This window comes from Rodentibacter myodis, assembly GCF_001999305.1.
Classification (GTDB): Bacteria; Pseudomonadota; Gammaproteobacteria; order Enterobacterales; family Pasteurellaceae; genus Rodentibacter; species Rodentibacter myodis.
In genome coordinates, this window is sequence record NZ_MLHQ01000025.1 from 33,049 (window position 1) to 50,117 (window position 17,069).

The 17,069-nt window shown below is 41.2% G+C and carries 17 protein-coding genes; 11 read left to right on the forward strand and 6 right to left on the reverse strand.

All coding sequences use genetic code 11. The features are described from left to right. Positions 1-9: 9 nt before the first annotated feature. Positions 10-1,335, reverse strand: coding sequence for an ATP-dependent RNA helicase SrmB (gene srmB / locus BKL49_RS09435; protein ID WP_077424830.1), 1,326 nt, complete (start codon positions 1,333-1,335; stop codon positions 10-12). An 81-nt stretch (positions 1,336-1,416) separates the two neighbouring features. On the opposite strand from srmB, the gene BKL49_RS09440 reads away from it, so the two are divergent. Further along, positions 1,417-2,115 carry a tRNA1(Val) (adenine(37)-N6)-methyltransferase gene (locus tag BKL49_RS09440; protein WP_077424832.1) on the forward strand — a complete coding sequence of 233 codons (699 nt, stop codon included), beginning with the start codon at positions 1,417-1,419 and terminating at the stop codon, positions 2,113-2,115. A 47-nt stretch (positions 2,116-2,162) separates the two neighbouring features. Here BKL49_RS09440 and pnuC read toward each other — a convergent pair whose 3' ends face one another. Continuing rightward, the gene (gene pnuC / locus BKL49_RS09445) at positions 2,163-2,846 is read right to left on the reverse strand and encodes a nicotinamide riboside transporter PnuC (RefSeq protein ID WP_077424959.1); all 684 of its coding nucleotides are present in this window, start codon (positions 2,844-2,846) and stop codon (positions 2,163-2,165) included. A gap of 171 nt (positions 2,847-3,017) precedes the next feature. Between pnuC and rapA the strand changes: the two genes are divergently transcribed. The 3 genes from rapA to BKL49_RS09460 all read left to right on the forward strand — a co-directional run bounded on the left by rapA (position 3,018) and on the right by BKL49_RS09460 (position 7,675). Beyond that, positions 3,018-5,801, forward strand: coding sequence for an RNA polymerase-associated protein RapA (rapA, locus tag BKL49_RS09450; RefSeq protein ID WP_077424961.1), 2,784 nt, complete (start codon positions 3,018-3,020; stop codon positions 5,799-5,801). Between the two features lie 2 nt (positions 5,802-5,803). Further along, positions 5,804-6,463, forward strand: a complete 660-nt coding sequence (gene rluA / locus BKL49_RS09455; RefSeq protein ID WP_077424834.1) for a bifunctional tRNA pseudouridine(32) synthase/23S rRNA pseudouridine(746) synthase RluA — start codon at positions 5,804-5,806, stop codon at positions 6,461-6,463. A gap of 240 nt (positions 6,464-6,703) precedes the next feature. Next, positions 6,704-7,675 carry a Gfo/Idh/MocA family protein gene (locus BKL49_RS09460; RefSeq protein ID WP_077424837.1) on the forward strand — a complete coding sequence of 324 codons (972 nt, stop codon included), beginning with the start codon at positions 6,704-6,706 and terminating at the stop codon, positions 7,673-7,675. A gap of 8 nt (positions 7,676-7,683) precedes the next feature. Here the strand turns inward: BKL49_RS09460 and BKL49_RS09465 are convergent, their stop codons facing one another. Next, positions 7,684-8,589: a LysR substrate-binding domain-containing protein gene (locus BKL49_RS09465; RefSeq protein ID WP_077424838.1), complete on the reverse strand. Its 906-nt coding sequence runs from the start codon at positions 8,587-8,589 to the stop codon at positions 7,684-7,686. A gap of 106 nt (positions 8,590-8,695) precedes the next feature. Between BKL49_RS09465 and BKL49_RS09470 the strand changes: the two genes are divergently transcribed. The 6 genes from BKL49_RS09470 (at position 8,696) to BKL49_RS09495 (ending at position 12,638) form a co-directional block, all read left to right on the forward strand. Beyond that, a complete protein-coding gene (locus BKL49_RS09470; RefSeq protein ID WP_077424840.1) occupies positions 8,696-9,253 on the forward strand; it encodes an NAD(P)H-dependent oxidoreductase in 558 nt (185 codons plus the stop codon). 99 nt (positions 9,254-9,352) lie between these two features. Next, positions 9,353-9,652, forward strand: coding sequence for a YciI family protein (locus BKL49_RS09475; RefSeq protein ID WP_077424841.1), 300 nt, complete (start codon positions 9,353-9,355; stop codon positions 9,650-9,652). A gap of 28 nt (positions 9,653-9,680) precedes the next feature. Then, entirely contained in the window at positions 9,681-9,983 is a 303-nt protein-coding gene (locus tag BKL49_RS09480) for a YciI family protein (RefSeq protein ID WP_077424842.1), read from the forward strand. Between the two features lie 24 nt (positions 9,984-10,007). Next, entirely contained in the window at positions 10,008-10,685 is a 678-nt protein-coding gene (locus BKL49_RS09485) for a type 1 glutamine amidotransferase domain-containing protein (protein WP_077424844.1), read from the forward strand. A gap of 71 nt (positions 10,686-10,756) precedes the next feature. Continuing rightward, positions 10,757-11,890, forward strand: a complete 1,134-nt coding sequence (locus BKL49_RS09490) for an amidohydrolase family protein (RefSeq protein ID WP_244151982.1) — start codon at positions 10,757-10,759, stop codon at positions 11,888-11,890. A gap of 46 nt (positions 11,891-11,936) precedes the next feature. Beyond that, complete coding sequence (locus tag BKL49_RS09495) at positions 11,937-12,638, forward strand: putative quinol monooxygenase (RefSeq protein WP_077424846.1); 702 nt, start codon at positions 11,937-11,939, stop codon at positions 12,636-12,638. A gap of 54 nt (positions 12,639-12,692) precedes the next feature. On the opposite strand, the gene BKL49_RS09500 is transcribed toward BKL49_RS09495, so the two are convergent. Genes BKL49_RS09500 through BKL49_RS09510 form a run of 3 tightly spaced genes read right to left on the reverse strand, consistent with a single transcriptional unit; the run spans position 12,693 to position 14,388 of the window. Further along, entirely contained in the window at positions 12,693-12,971 is a 279-nt protein-coding gene (locus BKL49_RS09500) for a hypothetical protein (RefSeq protein ID WP_077424847.1), read from the reverse strand. Positions 12,972-12,980: 9 nt separating this feature from the next. Continuing rightward, positions 12,981-13,946, reverse strand: a complete 966-nt coding sequence (locus BKL49_RS09505; RefSeq protein ID WP_077424849.1) for a hypothetical protein — start codon at positions 13,944-13,946, stop codon at positions 12,981-12,983. Between the two features lie 4 nt (positions 13,947-13,950). Then, the gene (locus BKL49_RS09510; RefSeq protein WP_077424851.1) at positions 13,951-14,388 is read right to left on the reverse strand and encodes a hypothetical protein; all 438 of its coding nucleotides are present in this window, start codon (positions 14,386-14,388) and stop codon (positions 13,951-13,953) included. Positions 14,389-14,687: 299 nt separating this feature from the next. Between BKL49_RS09510 and rnr the strand changes: the two genes are divergently transcribed. Next, the gene (gene rnr / locus BKL49_RS09515) at positions 14,688-17,045 is read left to right on the forward strand and encodes a ribonuclease R (protein WP_077424853.1); all 2,358 of its coding nucleotides are present in this window, start codon (positions 14,688-14,690) and stop codon (positions 17,043-17,045) included. Positions 17,046-17,069: the final 24 nt, after the last annotated feature.

Below are 17,069 nucleotides of genomic sequence, written 5' to 3' on the forward strand. Positions count from 1 at the left end.
ATAACAACCCTAATCAATTCTTTTCGCCAAATTCGGTTTACGCCGTTTGCCGATGTTTTTGGTGTCTTTATGACGGACTTTTACCTTTTTCTTGGCTTCGGCTTTTTTCTTTTCTTCGCGTTTTTCTTTAATGCGGGCTTTTTGTTTTTTGCTGACAGATTTTATTGCCCCCTCTTTTGGTGGTTTAGTGCGGGGTTCTAACCCCTCCAAAATGCGGGCTTTTAACATTTCGTCTGTATAACGTTTGATTTTGCCGAGCAATTTATAATCGTGCGCTTCCACAAAAGATACGGCTGTGCCTTTTTTGCCGGCACGTGCGGTGCGTCCAATGCGGTGCAAATAGGTATCCGCACTGTATGGTAAATCAAAATTCATCACGTGGCTGACATCATCAATATCAATGCCTCGAGCCGCCACATCCGTTGCAACCAGCACTGTTACTACGCCGGATTTCAATTTATCAATGGCGTTATTACGCTGGGGTTGTGCCATTTCACCTTCTAAATAAGTAGAACGAACACCACGTTTACGCAAGGTTTCGGAAAGCTCTCGAACCTCCTCTCGGCAGCGAACAAATACAATGCCACGACTGACTTCTTCCGTTTCAATAAAACGGGCAAGCAACTTGATTTTGTGTTCTTTGCTATCGGCGTGGTAATACCATTGATTGATTTTCTTACGTTCACGGCGGCTCGGTTCAGCATTCAGTTTCACTGGATCATTCAGCAAGCGTTCGGCAAAATCGACCAACAATTCGCCCTCAAGGGTTGCGGAAAAAAGCAACGTTTGTTTACGCCAGCGGGTTTCTGCCGCAATTTTTTCCGCATCTTGTCCGAAGCCCATTTGTAACATTCTATCTGCTTCATCAAAAATCAAAATTTCAACAGAACGACAATCAAAATTTTCTTCCTGAATGTATTGCAATAATCGTCCCGGCGTTGCCACCACAAGATCTTGATTTGTATTGAACACTTCACCGTGATTTTGATATGCCACGCCGCCGGTGATAGTCGCAATATTTAAATGGGTAAATTGCGCCAATTCTTCCGCTTGCTCCGCCACCTGCATTGCTAATTCACGAGTGGGGGTCAGCACCAAAATACGTGGCGGGCCGGGTTTACGGCGTGGCGTGTCCAATAAATGTTGCAAGGCAGGCAACAAAAAAGCAGCGGTTTTACCTGTGCCGGTTGGGGCAGAACCTAATACATCACGTTCTTCCATTGCTGCCGGAATAGCTTCAAGCTGGATGGCTGTTGGGCGGGTATAACCTTTTTTATCGAGGGCTTTGAGAAGCTCGGGGGAAAGATCGAATTGTTCAAATTGTGGTAAATTCATTATTGTGTCGTTCTTTGTTAAAATTGGCGCGAATTATACCCGAAAAGCCCCCTAAAGTGCGGTCAATTAACGAAATATTTTATGAGCAGTTTCACCTTTAAACAATTTCATATTAATCAGCAACATTGTGCAATGAAAGTCGGCACAGACGGCATTTTGCTTGGTGCGTGGGCGGATATATCCCATTGCAAAAAAATCTTGGATATGGGCAGCGGCACCGGATTATTGGCATTAATGTTGGCACAACGTAGCACGCCTGATTGCCATATTTATGCGGTGGAACTGGATAATATTGCTGCCCGGCAAGCCCAAGAAAATATTCGTCATTCACCGTGGGGAAATCGCATTACATTGGTTCAGGATGATGTATTGAATTTCTTACAGACCACCACCAAAACTTTCGATCTGATCGTGGCAAATCCGCCCTATTTTGAGCAAGGTGTGGCGTGTAAAGATGAAGGACGAACATTGGCACGTTATACCAAGCAAAGCCATTTGGAATGGCTAACCGGTGCAGCTGAACACCTATCCACACAAGGAAAAATCAGTTTTGTTTTGCCCTATGAGGCGGCAAAAACATTAGTAAAATCGACTGCACTTTATTGCATCAAACAAACGGAAATCATCACTAAAATCGGTAAACCATCACACCGAATGCTGATTACCTTCGCCAAACAACCTCAACCTTGCGAGCAAAATCAGTTGGTTATTTATGATGAAAAGAATCAACACACCGCAGAATTTATCGCATTAACCCAAGCGTTTTATTTAAAATTCTAATCCAAAAAAAGTGAACTAAACGGTTTGCTTTTTTATTTAAAGTGCGGTTATTTTTGTACTTGTTTTGCTAATTTCGTCCAGTTGTAATAGCCATAAATGGAATTTAACAAATATGCCGAGTACATCAAATACATCGCTTGTTTTTCTTCCCAAAGGGCAATGGAAAGAATATTTAATGTAATCCATAGCAGCCATTGCTCGCGGTAACGTAATATCATTAATAACTGAGCGGCAATGGTAACGGTGCTGGTTAGACTATCCAATTCGGTAGAACTTCCCCCTGCTGCCCGTAGGGCTTGTAGGTATAAAAATGAGCCAATTGCAATTGCTATCAGCAACATTCCCCAACCTTTTGCCGAGAGAGCCTTAGCGATGACACTTTCACCGCCATCGTCATTTTGCATATTATTTTTCCACATAAAATAACCGATAAATTGCGCCGGCAAATACACATAAAGTACAGTGTTCATCTCGCCTAAGAAATTAGATCCCCAGGCCACATAAAAGTAGGTATAAGCAAAAATTAAGCCAAAGAAATAGTTACTGATTTTTCCTTTACTGACCAATACAACACACAAAATACCGGCAATGCTGGAAATCATCGCCAACCAAGAATCGGGCTGTTGCACATAGATCCAAATCTGCGCAATAATAAATATCGCAAGCCAAATAACCTCAAAGAGTTTCCAGCCCGATAAAAATTCGCGTTTAAAACGTTCAGTCCAATTCATCATTTGCTCCATCAAATAAAAAATTCCCGTCATTCTCACACCGCACTTTTTTAAAGTAAAGTGTAGATTTATAAGATTTTCAGGATTGGAGATGGATCACAGTTTTCATTGCTTTCCCTTTCAATCGGGCTAAAATAGCCGCCCTTATTTTGATGAACGGAAAATTATATGATGTCTTTTGCCCTTGGTCAGCGTTGGTTAAGTGAAAGTGAAAATAATCTTGGATTGGGCGTGGTTACCGCCTTTGATGCCCGCACGGTGAGCCTTCATTTCCCCGCCTCTGATGAAACCCGTATTTACTCAATCACACAAGCACCGCTTACCCGAATTCAATTCAATAAAGGGGAAGTGCTAAGCCATAAAGCGGGGTGGCAGGGCAAAATTGTGGATATTCAAACAATGAACGGTTTAAATTTCTATTTGGTAGAACATCCACAAGGGGAGCAGGTCATCGTTCAAGAAAGCGAGATTTCACCGCTTATTTCTTTCAGTTCGGCAAAGGATCGTCTTTTTTCCGCTCAATTAGATCGTAGCCATCATTTTGCTTTGCGTTATCGCACGTTAAAACATCAACAAGCACAGTTTCAATCGCCACTGCGAGGGTTGCGTGGTATTCGTGCCGGCTTAATTCCTCATCAATTGCACATTGCCTCCGAAGTGGGAAATCGGATAAATCCCCGAGTATTGCTTGCCGATGAAGTGGGGTTAGGGAAAACCATTGAGGCAGGAATGATTCTACAAAACCAGTTGTTCGCCGAAAAAGTGCAACGTGTTCTCATTCTTGTACCGGAAACCTTGCAACATCAATGGTTGGTTGAAATGTTGCGCCGTTTTAATTTACATTTTTCCTTATTTGATGAAGAACGTTGCGCCGATTTTGCCACTACAGGTGAAAATCCTTTTAGTTCGGAATCCTTGATTATTTGTGCTTTAGATTGGTTGGTCAATTCACCTAAACGGGTCGAACAAGCCCTCGCCGCCGGTTTTGACTGCTTAATTGTGGACGAAGCCCATCACCTTGTTTGGCACGAAAATGCCCCAAGTCGAGCCTATTTAATGGTGGAACAACTTGCACAGGCTATTCCTTCAGTGTTATTGCTCACAGCGACACCAGAACAGCTTGGAATGGAAAGCCATTTTGCCCGTTTACGATTGCTCGATCCGGAACGTTTTTTTGATTATGCGGTATTTCAAAAAGAACAGAAAAACTATCAACCCGTTGCCGAAGCAGTGCAATCCTTATTGGCGGATAAACCGCTAAGTGCGGTCGAAAAAAATCATCTTTCCGATTTATTGATCGAACAAGATGTCGAGCCGCTTTTCCGTGCCATTGATTCCCATAATGAGGAAGCACAGCAACAGGCACGTCAAGAACTGATTCAGAATTTAATCGATCGCCACGGTACAAGCCGTGTCTTGTTCCGCAATACCCGTCAAGGGGTGAAAGGTTTTCCACATCGGGTTTATCATCAAATTACCCTTACGGCGGAAGAAGGCATTTCAGATCAAGCGGTTAAAACCCAATGGCTGTTAAATTTTCTTAAAACAGAGCGGGACGAAAAAGTTTTCGTTATTTGTCAAAGTGCGCAAACCGCCATTCAATTAGAACAAGTGTTGCGTGAAAAAGAGGCCATCCGAGCCGCAGTGTTCCACGAAAAAATGTCCATTATTGAACGTGATCGTGCCGCAGCCTATTTTGCCGATATGGAACAAGGCGCGCAGGTTTTATTGAGTTCAAGTATCGGATCGGAAGGACGAAACTTTCAATTTGCCAATACTTTGGTGTTGTTCGATTTACCGCATAATCCTGATTTATTGGAACAATGTATCGGGCGTTTAGACCGTATCGGACAATCCCGTGATGTGCAAATTTATGTGCCTTGTGTGGAGAAGTCTGACGATTGCATTTTGGCACGATGGTATCACGAAGGCTTAAATGCTTTTGAGCAAACCAGCCCGATGGGTATGGCATTATTTGAACGCTTTGCCGAATCGTTGGAAAAAGTGCGGTCAAATTTAACCGCACTTTCCGCATTGGATTCACTTATCACCGAAACTCAAAAAGCACGAGAAAAGCTAAAACGGGAATTGGAACAAGGACGTGATCGCTTATTGGAACTTAATTCCAACGGTGGCGAATCGGCACAACAATTAGCCCAAGAAATTGCCGCCCAAGACAACGAAGTAGAGCTGGTGAATTTTGCCCTGAATTTATTCGATATTATTGGCGTGGAGCAAGATGATCTTGGTGAAAACAGCATTGTGATTACGCCTACCGGCACAATGCTTGTACCGGATTTCCCGGGATTGAAAGAAGAAGGTGTAACAGTAACCTTTGATCGTAATCTCGCCCTTGCCCGTGAAGAATTGGAATTTTTAACTTGGGATCATCCAATGATTCGCCAAGGGATTGATCTTATCGCCTCTGGTGATATTGGCAAAGCGGCGATGGCGTTACTTATCAACAAACAATTACCGGCAGGGACATTATTGTTGGAGTTAATTTATGTGGTGGAGACCCAATCACCGAAAGGCTTACAGCTCAATCGTTTTCTACCGCCTACGCCAATTCGTTTATTACTGGATAACAAAGGCAATAATCTTGCCGAACAAGTCGCTTTTGAAACCTTACAGAGCAAACTAAAACCACTTGGCAGAAATGTTGCCAATAAAATGATTAAAATGGCACGTCCAACTTTAGAGCAGTTACTCGCCGTGGGCGAAAAGAAAATACAACCTGTCGCCCAAAGTTATATTAAGGAAGCCCAAGATTTGGCAGATCAACGTTTAACTGCCGAACTTAATCGCCTACAAGCCTTGCAGGCGGTGAATAAAAATATTCGTCAAAGTGAACTTGATATTTTGGAAGCCCAACGCACGCAATCGTTGCAAGAACTTGCCAAAGCCACGTGGCGATTGGATAGCTTGCGTGTCATCATCACCAACAAGGAATAATTATGGCATTGATTGAATATCATCCTCCCACAGACCCCTATTTAGACATTCTTTATCAGGATAACTATATTTGCGTGGTGAATAAACCGAGCGGTTTACTTTCCGTACCGGGTAATCAACCGCAATATTACGACAGTGCAATGAGTCGGGTGAAAGAAAAATTTGGTTTTTGCGAGCCGGCACATCGCCTTGATATGGCAACAAGCGGTATCATTTTATTTGCCTTGAGCAAAGCCGCCGATAAAGAACTCAAACGCCAATTCCGCGAACGTGAACCCAAAAAACATTATCAAGCCCTAGTTTGGGGACATTTATCACAAAACAGGGGCGAAGTCGATTTACCGATGATTTGTGATTGGGAAAATCGCCCCCGCCAACGTTTAGATTTCGTCTTTGGTAAAAGAGCGGTCACAAAATTTGAAGTTTTAGAACACTTGCCTAATAACAGCACCCGCGTAAAACTCACCCCCATTACAGGGCGCTCCCATCAACTTCGCTTACATATGTTGGCACTGGGACATCCTATTTTAGGGGATAAATTCTATGCGCATCCTCAAGCGAAAAGCATGGCTTCCCGCCTTTGTTTGCACGCAGAAAGGCTTAGTATCACACATCCCATAACAGGTGAGCCGATGACGTTCCACGCCGATGTACATTTTTAAAATTTAAAAGAAAAGTGCGGTTAATTTTTACCGCACTTTGAAAGAAATTCGATATTATGTCGCCGTTGCACAATGAAGAGGCGTTTGGAAAAGTAGGTACGCTATGCTTGGCGTTCGTAGTATTAAGTCATTGAAATTTTTTTTCAAAACATCGCATTCCTACCTATCACACTATTTTGATTTTATGCATTTATCTCATACCACATTTTAAAAACATCAATATTTAATAAGGAAAACAAAATGAAACTTGGTATTGTCGGTTCAGGAATGATTGTAAAAGATCTTTTACAAACCATTTCGCAAATCTCTTTAGAAAAACTAGCCATCTATGGCCGCAATCTTAATACGGTGCGACAACTGGCGGCAGATCACAATATTTCCGAAATGTTCACCCATTATGAGGAAATGTTAGCTTCTGATCTAGACACGCTTTATATTGCTTTGCCGAATCACTTGCATTTTTCTTTTACCAAACAAGCCTTATTAGCCGGTAAAAACATCATCTTAGAAAAACCGATTACCTCAAATTATGCGGAATTTATTGAACTCTGTGAAATCGCTCGCACGCAAAATAAAATGTTGCTTGAAGCCGTTACCGTTCACTACTTGCCGGCATATCAAAAAATAAAAGAAAAACTGACCGCACTTGGGCAAATTAAAATCGTCAACTTAAATTATAGTCAGTATTCTTCCCGTTATGACCGCTTTAAAGCGGGTGAAGTGCCACCTGTTTTTGATCCGCAAAAATCAGGCGGTGCATTGATGGATCTGAATGTTTACAATCTTCACTTTGCCGTGGGTTTATTTGGCGCACCGCAACATTGTCTTTATCTCGCCAATATTGAACGCAATATTGATACCAGTGGCGTGGTATTGCTGGATTACCCACAATTTAAAGTGATTTGCATTGGGGCGAAAGATTGTGCGGCACCGGTAACCCTTTCCATTCAAGGCGACAAAGGCAACATTGCCGTACCTATGCCGGCAAATGCGATGAACTGTTTCACGTTAACGGAAAATAACGGTCATTCAGAAACTTTCCAATTTGAAGAACGGCACAGAATGTTCTACGAATTTCAACGTTTTGTGGAAATCATTGATTCGGGCGATCATAACACCGCTCAACAAATGCTTGCGATCAGCGGTATTGTTTGCCAATTAACGGAACAAGCAAGAAAACAACAAGGCATTTTATTTGCCGGTGAAAAATAACTAAGCCGTTAATTTGCTGTTTTTTCCAATAAAAAATCAATCACCACCTGCACTTTTCGTGCTTTTTGGCTGTGTTGTAAATAATACAAATACAGTGGTGGATATTCACGCCAGTGTTTTTGTAAAATTGGAACAAATTCGTCTTTATCTTCAAAAGCCTGCATATTAGGTTCAAAAATTCGTCCGATGCCCAGTCCTTGACGGGTAGCATCGGCGATAATTTCAGGATCATTACACAAGAGGGGACTATCAAGATTTAGTGCGGTTTCTTGTCCGTCAATATTCAGCACCAAAGGCTCAACCCGATTTGAGGAAATAAAGCGATAGCCAATGAGTTGATGTGCGGTCAAATCTTGCGGTGTTTTTGGCTTGCCCCGTTGTGCCACATAAGCCTTGCTTATATACAGTCCTTCTTTAAACTCAGGTAATAATTTTCGTGCAATCATTCCTTCATCAATCCGATTGCCAAAACGAATCCCCAAATCAAACCCTTCTTCCAATAAATTCACCAACGCATCATTGAGGGAAATTTCGAGCTGAATTTTCGGATAACGTTGCTGAAATTCTGCCATATATGGGCGAATAATTAATTGATAGGCAAAACGGGACATCGTGATTCGCACCATTCCGGCCGGCTCAACATTGAAATGTTGAATATCATCTAAGGCTTGATTCAACGTCATCATCGCGGTTTCCGTACGTTCAAGCAGTTGCCGTCCGGCATCAGTGAGTTGAATATGGCGTGTCGTGCGGTGAAAAAGTGGCACACCGATTTTTTGTTCCAACAGTTTTAGGGATTGACTGGCAGAAGGCACGGCGATTTGTAATTTGCGCGCTGCCGCCGAAATACTCCCTTCTTTTGCAATAGTTTGGAAAACATTAAGTTGTCCATAGTAGGCATTATCTATTTGCATTATTAGCTTTTACCTAACAGTGTTTTATTTTTTATCAGTCTAATCATCATAATTATTTTACGTATAATGCGCAACACCAAAAAGCAAATCAAATGAAGGAAATAAAATGAAAAAAGTACTTATTGTGTCAGGTCATCCTGATTTAAACCATTCAGTTGCCAATAATGAGATTTTGCAAACGGTAGAAAAAAACTTACCTAATGCAAAAATCCATCGTTTAGACAGCCTTTATCCAAACTATCACTTTGATATTGAAGCGGAACAAACGGCAATTTTAGAAGCCGATATTATCGTGTTTCAATTTCCGTTTTCTTGGTATTCCGTGCCGGGATTAATGAAATTATGGATCGATAAAGTATTCGTGCATGGTTTTGCTCACGGTTCTACCGCCAAAATTGGGGGCAAAAAATTAATTATTTCCACCACTATGGGCGCCCCTGCCGAGATTTATCAAAAAGATGGCTTTTTTAAACACACCATAGAGGAGTATTTACCTCAGTTTGAAACCTTTGCCACTTTATGCGGTTTAGAATATTTACCACCTGTGATTACTTGTGGTGTGAGTTATGTCGGACGCGATGAGGAGAAAATCGCCGAACAAAAAGTAATCGCACAAGAACACGCAGCCCGTTTAATCGCGGCGATTGAAAAAGCTGCAATCTAATTTTGGGTTCTTTTATTTATAGCGGGGAAAGCGGTAAAAATAAAGTTTAATTTGACCGCACTTTTCCCCCAACAAAAACAAAATTAATAAGGAAAACGAATGTATATTGTCAATATCACCGTTAATTCAACGCTTTCTGAAGAAAAACATAATGAACTCTTTGCAATCCACGTGGAGTGGTTCAAAAAATACTTCCAAGCCGGCAAATTTTTAATGCTAGGGCCTTACACTGACACTGATGCACACGCCGGTGTGATCTTTGCGGAAACCGAAAGCCTTGAAGAATTACAAAAAATCTTGGCTGAAGATTGCTACTATCCGGATCTCGCGGAATATGAAATCCGTGAATTTTCCCCAAAACTGATTGCAACGGATATTGGGAAGGCGGTAAAACCATAATAGGAAGCAAGAAAAGAAGGAGTAAACAATGCGTATTTTAGTATTAGATGTACCTCGTGAAGGTGTGACTCCGACAGATTATACCCCACAGTTGTTAAACGAAATTAAACAGGGTTGGGCATTATTAAAATCAGACATTATCCGTGAAATTTATATGCGTCAGGATCGTCCCGGTGTTGTGATCGTTTTAGAAGCGGAAAGTGTTGAAAAAGCCAAAGCAATTTGCGATGAGTTCCCACTTGCGAAAGCAGGCTTGATCGATTTCCAATATATTCCGTTTAGTAACTATCTTTTCGTTGAACAGCTTTTTGCCAACGAACATAAAGCATAATCTATTAATAAAAAGGAAAGTAAAATGACAAAACCGATTTTATGTGTTGTAACAAGTACCACCGTTAAAGGTGAAAGCGGTATTCCTACCGGTTTTTGGTTGGGCGAGTTGACCCACGCCTTAAAAGAAATGGAAGCAGCAGGCTATAAAACCGTGATTGCGTCTATCAAAGGTGGTCAAGCCCCGATTGATAAAGATAGTCTTGATTTTAATGATCCAATAAACAAATATTTTTGGGATGAAACGGATTTGCCAATACGTTTAGCAAACACGCCAAGCGTTGCGGAGTTAAAGGGAACAGACTATGCGGCGATTTTCTTTGCAGGCGGTCACGGCACAATGTGGGATTTTCGTGAAAATGCAGACGTACAACGTTTAATTCGTGAAGTGTATGAAAGCAACGGTATCGTTTCTGCCGTGTGCCACGGCCCTGCGGCATTAGTGGATGCCAAATTAAGCAATGGCGAATACCTTGTGAAGGGTAAAAATGTCGCCGCATTTACGAATAAAGAAGAAGATGAAGTACAGGGAACGGCGATTGTGCCTTATTTACTTGAAAGTGCATTGGTAGAACACGGGGCAATCCACCACGAAGCACCAAACTGGTCTGAAAATGTGATTGTTGACGGTCGTTTAATCACCGGTCAAAATCCTGCTTCAGCTCATAAAGTAGGCGTTGAAGTGGTGAAAGCATTAAGCTAAAAAAAGAACCCAATAGGCTACTTTTTTATCTAGGGTAACAAAAGTTACCCTAGTCAATTCAATTCGATACAATGAACGCTCTAACCCCCACCCGCCGTCAATTTATCGCCCAAAGTGCGGTGGTTTTGGCGGGCGTTTTTTTCTCTAAACCGAGTTATTCGCATATTCAAAAGGAAAAGAAAATGAAACTGATCTGCGTTGAAGAGCATATCTTAGATCCCAATATGGCAAAAGCCACAATGCCACAAGTGTTGCAACAAGCCCCTTATTTATTGGATTGGGGCAAACGGGTGCAAGATGGTAATAACCCTGATCGCAGTCGCCCACAAATTGAAAAGAATGCCTTAATTAATCCCAAAGGAATGGAATTTGATATTAATCGTTTGGCAGATATGGATGCCGCCAATATTGATATGCAAGTGCTTTCCGTGGGCGGTTTTCCACAATTTGCTCCGCTTGAAATGCACCGTCAGGTGAATGATAATCTTGCCGCTGCAATTAAAAAGCACCCTAACCGTTTTGCCGCGATGGCAACCTTGCCTTGGGCAGAACCCGAACAGGCAATTCAAGAATTAGAACAGGCGGTAAATCAACTCGGATTAAAAGGTGCATTGTTGAATGGTCGTCCGTCAGAGGATTTTCTCGATCACCCACGCTATGAAAAATTACTGGCAAAATTTTCTGAATTAAACGTTCCCCTATACCTTCACCCCGGTATTCCCGTACCGGCAGTGCAACAAGCCTATTATGGCGGCTTTGATGATGAAGTTACCGCCCGCCTTTCTATGTTCGGCTGGGGCTGGCACAATGAAGCAGGAATCCATTTGTTACGTCTAATGCTCTCAGGGGCATTTGATCGCAATCCGAATTTACAGATTATCAGCGGTCACTGGGGAGAAATGTTGCCTTTCTATTTACAACGCCTAGACGACAGCCTGCCCCAAGCTGCAACAGGGCTAAAACGCAGTTTAATTGAAACCTTTAAACAACAGGTTTTTGTCAGCCCAAGTGGAATGCTCACATTGCCTCATTTCCAATTTATTTATGATTTAGTTGGTGCAGAACGCATTTTATTCTCGGTGGATTATCCTTATCAAACCCTTGATGGCGTGCGGGATTTCATCGAAAAACTTCCAATTTCTCAACAAGAGAAAGAATTAATCGCACACCGCAATGCGGAGAAATTATTTGGCATTAAGGCTTAAAACATAAAATATGGGGAAATTTATTTTCCCCCATTCAGGAAAAATAATGAAAAAACTGACCGCACTTTTAGGACTCACTATGGCAATCACCGTCAATGCAAATCCAATCATCAATTTATTTGAGCTTGGTATCAAAGAAGGGGCAAAGGCAAAATATGATACCGTTGCCGAACAAAATATCCGCACTTCAATCCAAACCGAACAAGGCACGCTGGCGATGTATTCGGTGAAGCAAAAAACTAATCCGAATATGGCGTATATGGTGGAAATTTACGCCGATCAAAACGCTTACGAAATCCACCGCACTTCGCCGCAATACCACGCATTTTTGCAAGCCTCGCCCGAAATCCTCACCGATCACAAAAAACGGATCGCCCTTATCCCACAATTTTTAGGCGATAAAAAAGTGCAACCTACGGCAGAAATGCGCACAAATTTGGTGAGGGTAGAAGTCAATCCTGAAGATAATGCCAAGTTCAAAGCGATTATTACGGCGGAAATGGCACAATCTTTAAAGGTGGAAGAAGGGGTGATCGCAATGTATGCCGCAACCGAACAGGAAAACTCGAACAAATGGATTTTCTTTGAAATTTATGCGAACGATACCGCCTACGAAAATCACCGTAAAACACCGCATTTTAAGGATTACATTCAACAAACAGACAATATGGTGAAAGAGAAAAGTTATATAGAAATTCAACCGGCTTTTTTAGGCAATCAAGGCGGATTAAATTTCACACAAAATTAGCAAAATAAAAAGAGCCAATATTTTGGCTCTTTTTATTTTATTTCTTATTAGGCATTATTTCTTATCGCCTAAAAACTTTGCAGCCAATGCCGTACCGGCAACCGCAAGTAATCCGGTTAATAATGTTCCGCCAATGGACGAACTCTCATTTTGAGGCATTTTAACCCGATGATATTCTCCTTGTTTTACACAAGAAATAATTTTTGCTGTCGGCTGTAAAGCTTTAAATTTATTCTTAGCATCTAAAATACCTGTAGCAGTAATTCTTGTTACTGAATTATGGGAAGCTTGTGGAAGTTTTGAGATGATTTGAAAATAGTATTCTTGTGCCATAGTCTTCTCCTATTTTAGTTTATTAATTAACCAAACTCTGTTTTCTAATAAAAATTTCTCAACCGTATTAAAATTGACAAAAAATCTTACCGGTGTTGGAAGTAAATTATAAATAACACCGGCAACTCTACTTATATTTTCATCATTTTGTAAGGCTGAAGCGGTCAGTGCCAAACCACTGTCTTTTAATTTGGCAATAATTCCGTCACTGTTATTTTGTAAGAATGAGAAAAGGCGATTTTGGTTTGAACTTAGTGAGGTTAAATTTAATGATATTTCATCGGTATCTTGTTCTTCTTCACCGAGATATAGAGGTTCTGGATAATTTCCATTATCAATCCGAACTCCAATATATCTAGAAGGTTTCATAATTTCTGTGGTTTTTTGAAGATTTTCTTCTTCAGCTATGGTTTCTTTCTCTAAAGCTAAGGCTTCATCCAACCTACGTCTTAGCATAAGTCGTTGCTGTTCATATAATTCGCTTTCCTCACTAGAGCTATCATTGTTTGTTGCGGGATCTTCATCGATCACTTCTTCTAGTATGGCTTCTACTTCTGACTCATCCTCTTCTTTTAATACATTTATAAGCTGTAATGAATATTCAGCTAAAAGCTTAATATCTCGTTTACTTCCCTGCGTAAACTCAACACTCCAATAGCCGGTATCATCACCAAGATATAATTTCTTTTTAAAGAAACCAACATCTGCTTCAATTCGATCAATTTCTGAAATCGCACCTGATTTATATTTGGAGCTATCAGTGTAGGCAAAGAAGTGATTTTGGGTGAGAAGAAAGCCTTTTTGGGCAGATCCAAACACTGTATCATCAACTAGCAATAATACGTCATTTGTATCAACATAACCTTCCACATAACTATTTATAGCATTACGAAGCTTATCCCAAGGTATTGTGGGTTTAATATATACGTTGAGAGATTCAAATTTTGGAAATAAAGGAAAATCTTTTGTATCCATAAATTTATTTTCCTTCATAAAGCTCAGAAATAGTTTTAAGTGAATCAAAAAAGTTCGATAGGTATACACCGATATTTTTTACTAAGAAATATTCTGATACACCACATGAAATATCACATATTCGTAGGTTAAACCAAGAAGGACGCAATACACTGCTCATAAAAGGCATTCCTGGCTTGGCTAAATTATGAGCATCTATTATCTTTTGTGAAAAGCTTACTTTAGGAAATCTACCCTCCATAACTAACAAGTTATTTTGAATCATAACGTATATACCTACTTTGCCTAAGTCTTCCAAGTCTGTAAAATGAAGAAAATATGCACCATTTGTCTCATTTTTTCTTATATTAATATTTTCTCTGCCATCTCCAACAGACAATACTTCTACCAAAATAGGGTAAAGCTCATACTGCGAAACATCATATTCAATTTTTTGAACCATAATTTAATTCCCTCTTTCTAGTGAAAATGTAATTAAGTCATGTACTCTTTATATAGAATATAGAAAGACTGTTTCTCTTATCCATTTCCTATAAAAAAACCTACTCATTGTAAAAAAAAACGATCAGTCAAGCCCTAATGCAAAAAATTTGAAAAATTTTTTATCGCTCAATTTTCTTTAATAAATGACGGATGGAATGTCCACCAAAGCCCCTTTCTTGCGATAAATTCCCCCAATTTCCTTGCTTTCTGTTGCCCTTGGTGTCAAACTCTGTCAAATTTTTAAAACCATACGGAATAATGACAAAGAAAAACAAACCTCAGCCGAGCCAAGATCCTCACTACCAGCGGGAATTGGAAAAATACGGCAACCCCATTCCAAGCCGTGAATTTATTTTAAAGGTGATTCGCGACAATCAAGCCCCGATGAATCGGGACGAAATTTTGACCGCACTTTCCATTCAAGATGAAGCACAAATAGAGGCTATGCGCCGCCGTTTGCGGGCAATGGAAAATGACGGACAACTGGTTTTTACCAAACGCAAACGTTATGCCCTGCCGGAAAAATTAGATTTGATAAAAGGCACGGTGATTGGCCATCGTGAAGGTTACGGCTTCTTGCACGTGGACGGCAAAAAAGACGATCTATTTATTCCCAATCATCAAATGCAACGTGTAATGCACGGTGATTTCGTGTTGGCTCAACCGGCGGGATTAGATCGCCGTGGTCGCCGGGAAGTACGCATTGTGCGGGTGCTGGAAAATCGTAAAAAACAAATTGTTGGTCGATTTTTTTTAGAAAATGGTTTTGGTTATGTTGTCCCCGATGATAGTCGTATTGGGCGTGATATTTTAGTGCCGAACGAACACCGCAATGGCGCAAGAATGGGGCAGGTGGTTGTGGTGGAATTAATGGAGCGCTCCGCCACATTCAGTCAGCCAATGGGGATGATTACAGAAATTCTGGGCGAAAATATGGCAAAAGGAATGGAAGTGGAAATTGCCTTACGCAATCACGACATTCCTCACAAATTCCCAAGTGCGGTGGAAAAATACGTTAAAAAATTTACCGAGGACGTGCCGGAGGCTGCCAAAAAAGGGCGGGTGGATTTGCGTGATTTACCTCTTGTTACCATTGACGGTGAAGATGCGCGCGATTTTGATGATGCGGTTTATTGTGAAAAACACGGCAAAGGTTGGAAACTTTGGGTTGCCATTGCCGATGTCAGTTATTACGTGCGGTTGCGTACGGCGTTGGATGCCGAAGCTCATAATCGTGGCAATTCCGTGTATTTTCCAAACCGTGTTGTACCGATGTTGCCTGAGATTTTATCGAACGGTTTATGCTCCCTTAATCCGCAAGTGGATCGTTTGTGTATGGTGTGCGAAATGCAAATTTCCGCCAAGGGAAAACTGACCGACTATCGTTTTTATGAAGCCGTGATGAATTCTCACGCACGCTTAACTTACACGAAAGTGGCGAAAATCTTGGAGGGCGACACGGAATTGCGGGAACGCTATGCCTCTCTTGTGCCTCATTTGGAAGCGTTACATCATTTATATCAAGCGTTACTTTCCGCCCGTCATCAGCGGGGGGCAATTGATTTTGAAACCATTGAAACCAAATTTATTTTTAATGCGATGGGGCGGATTGAACGCATTGAACCGGTGGTGCGAAATGATGCCCATAAAATCATTGAAGAATGTATGATTCTCGCCAATATTGCGGCAGCGAATTTTATGCAGAAACACAATGAACCGGCATTGTATCGTATTCACGCCACACCAAGTGAAGAAAAACTCACCTCATTCCGTACTTTTTTAAGTGAATTTGGTTTAACCTTAGAAGGCGGCTTAAAACCAACCACGAAAGACTATGCGGCACTGTTGGAAAAAGTAAAATCACGTCCTGATCACGAATTGATTCAAACTATGCTTCTCCGCTCGCTTAGCCAAGCCGTGTACAATGCGGATAATATCGGTCATTTTGGTTTAGCTTTAGAAGAATACGCCCATTTCACTTCGCCAATTCGCCGTTATCCTGATTTGACGCTTCATCGTGGCATTAAATATTTACTTGCCAAAGAGCAGGGGACAAAACGTAAAACCACCGAAAGTGGCGGTTATCATTATTCTTTTGATGAAATGGATTTATTGGGCGAGCATTGTTCAATGACGGAACGCCGTGCCGATGATGCCACCCGAGAAACGGCAGATTGGCTGAAATGCGAATATATGCGGGATCACGTTGGCGGTGAATTTAACGGGGTGATTTCATCTGTTACCGGTTTTGGTTTGTTTGTGCGTTTGGATGAACTGTTTATTGACGGCTTAGTACATATCTCCACCTTGGCAAATGATTACTATCAATTCGATGCCGCCAAACAACGTTTGATTGGTGAAAATAGCGGTATGCAATATCGCTTAGGCGACAAGGTGCGTATTCGGGTGGAAGCGGTACATTTAGAACAAAAAATGGTGGATTTTTCCCTCGTTGGTAGTGATCGCAAACCTCGCCGAGCAGGTAAAACCGCCAAAGAAAAAGCCAAGAAAGTGTTTAAAGAACTGCCGACCAAATCGGCTAAAAAAACTAAAAGTGCGGTCAAAAAGAAAAAAGTTTCTAAAAAAGCAAAAGTACCCAAAAAACAGAAATCATAAAAACGCAGGATAAAAAGAGAACAT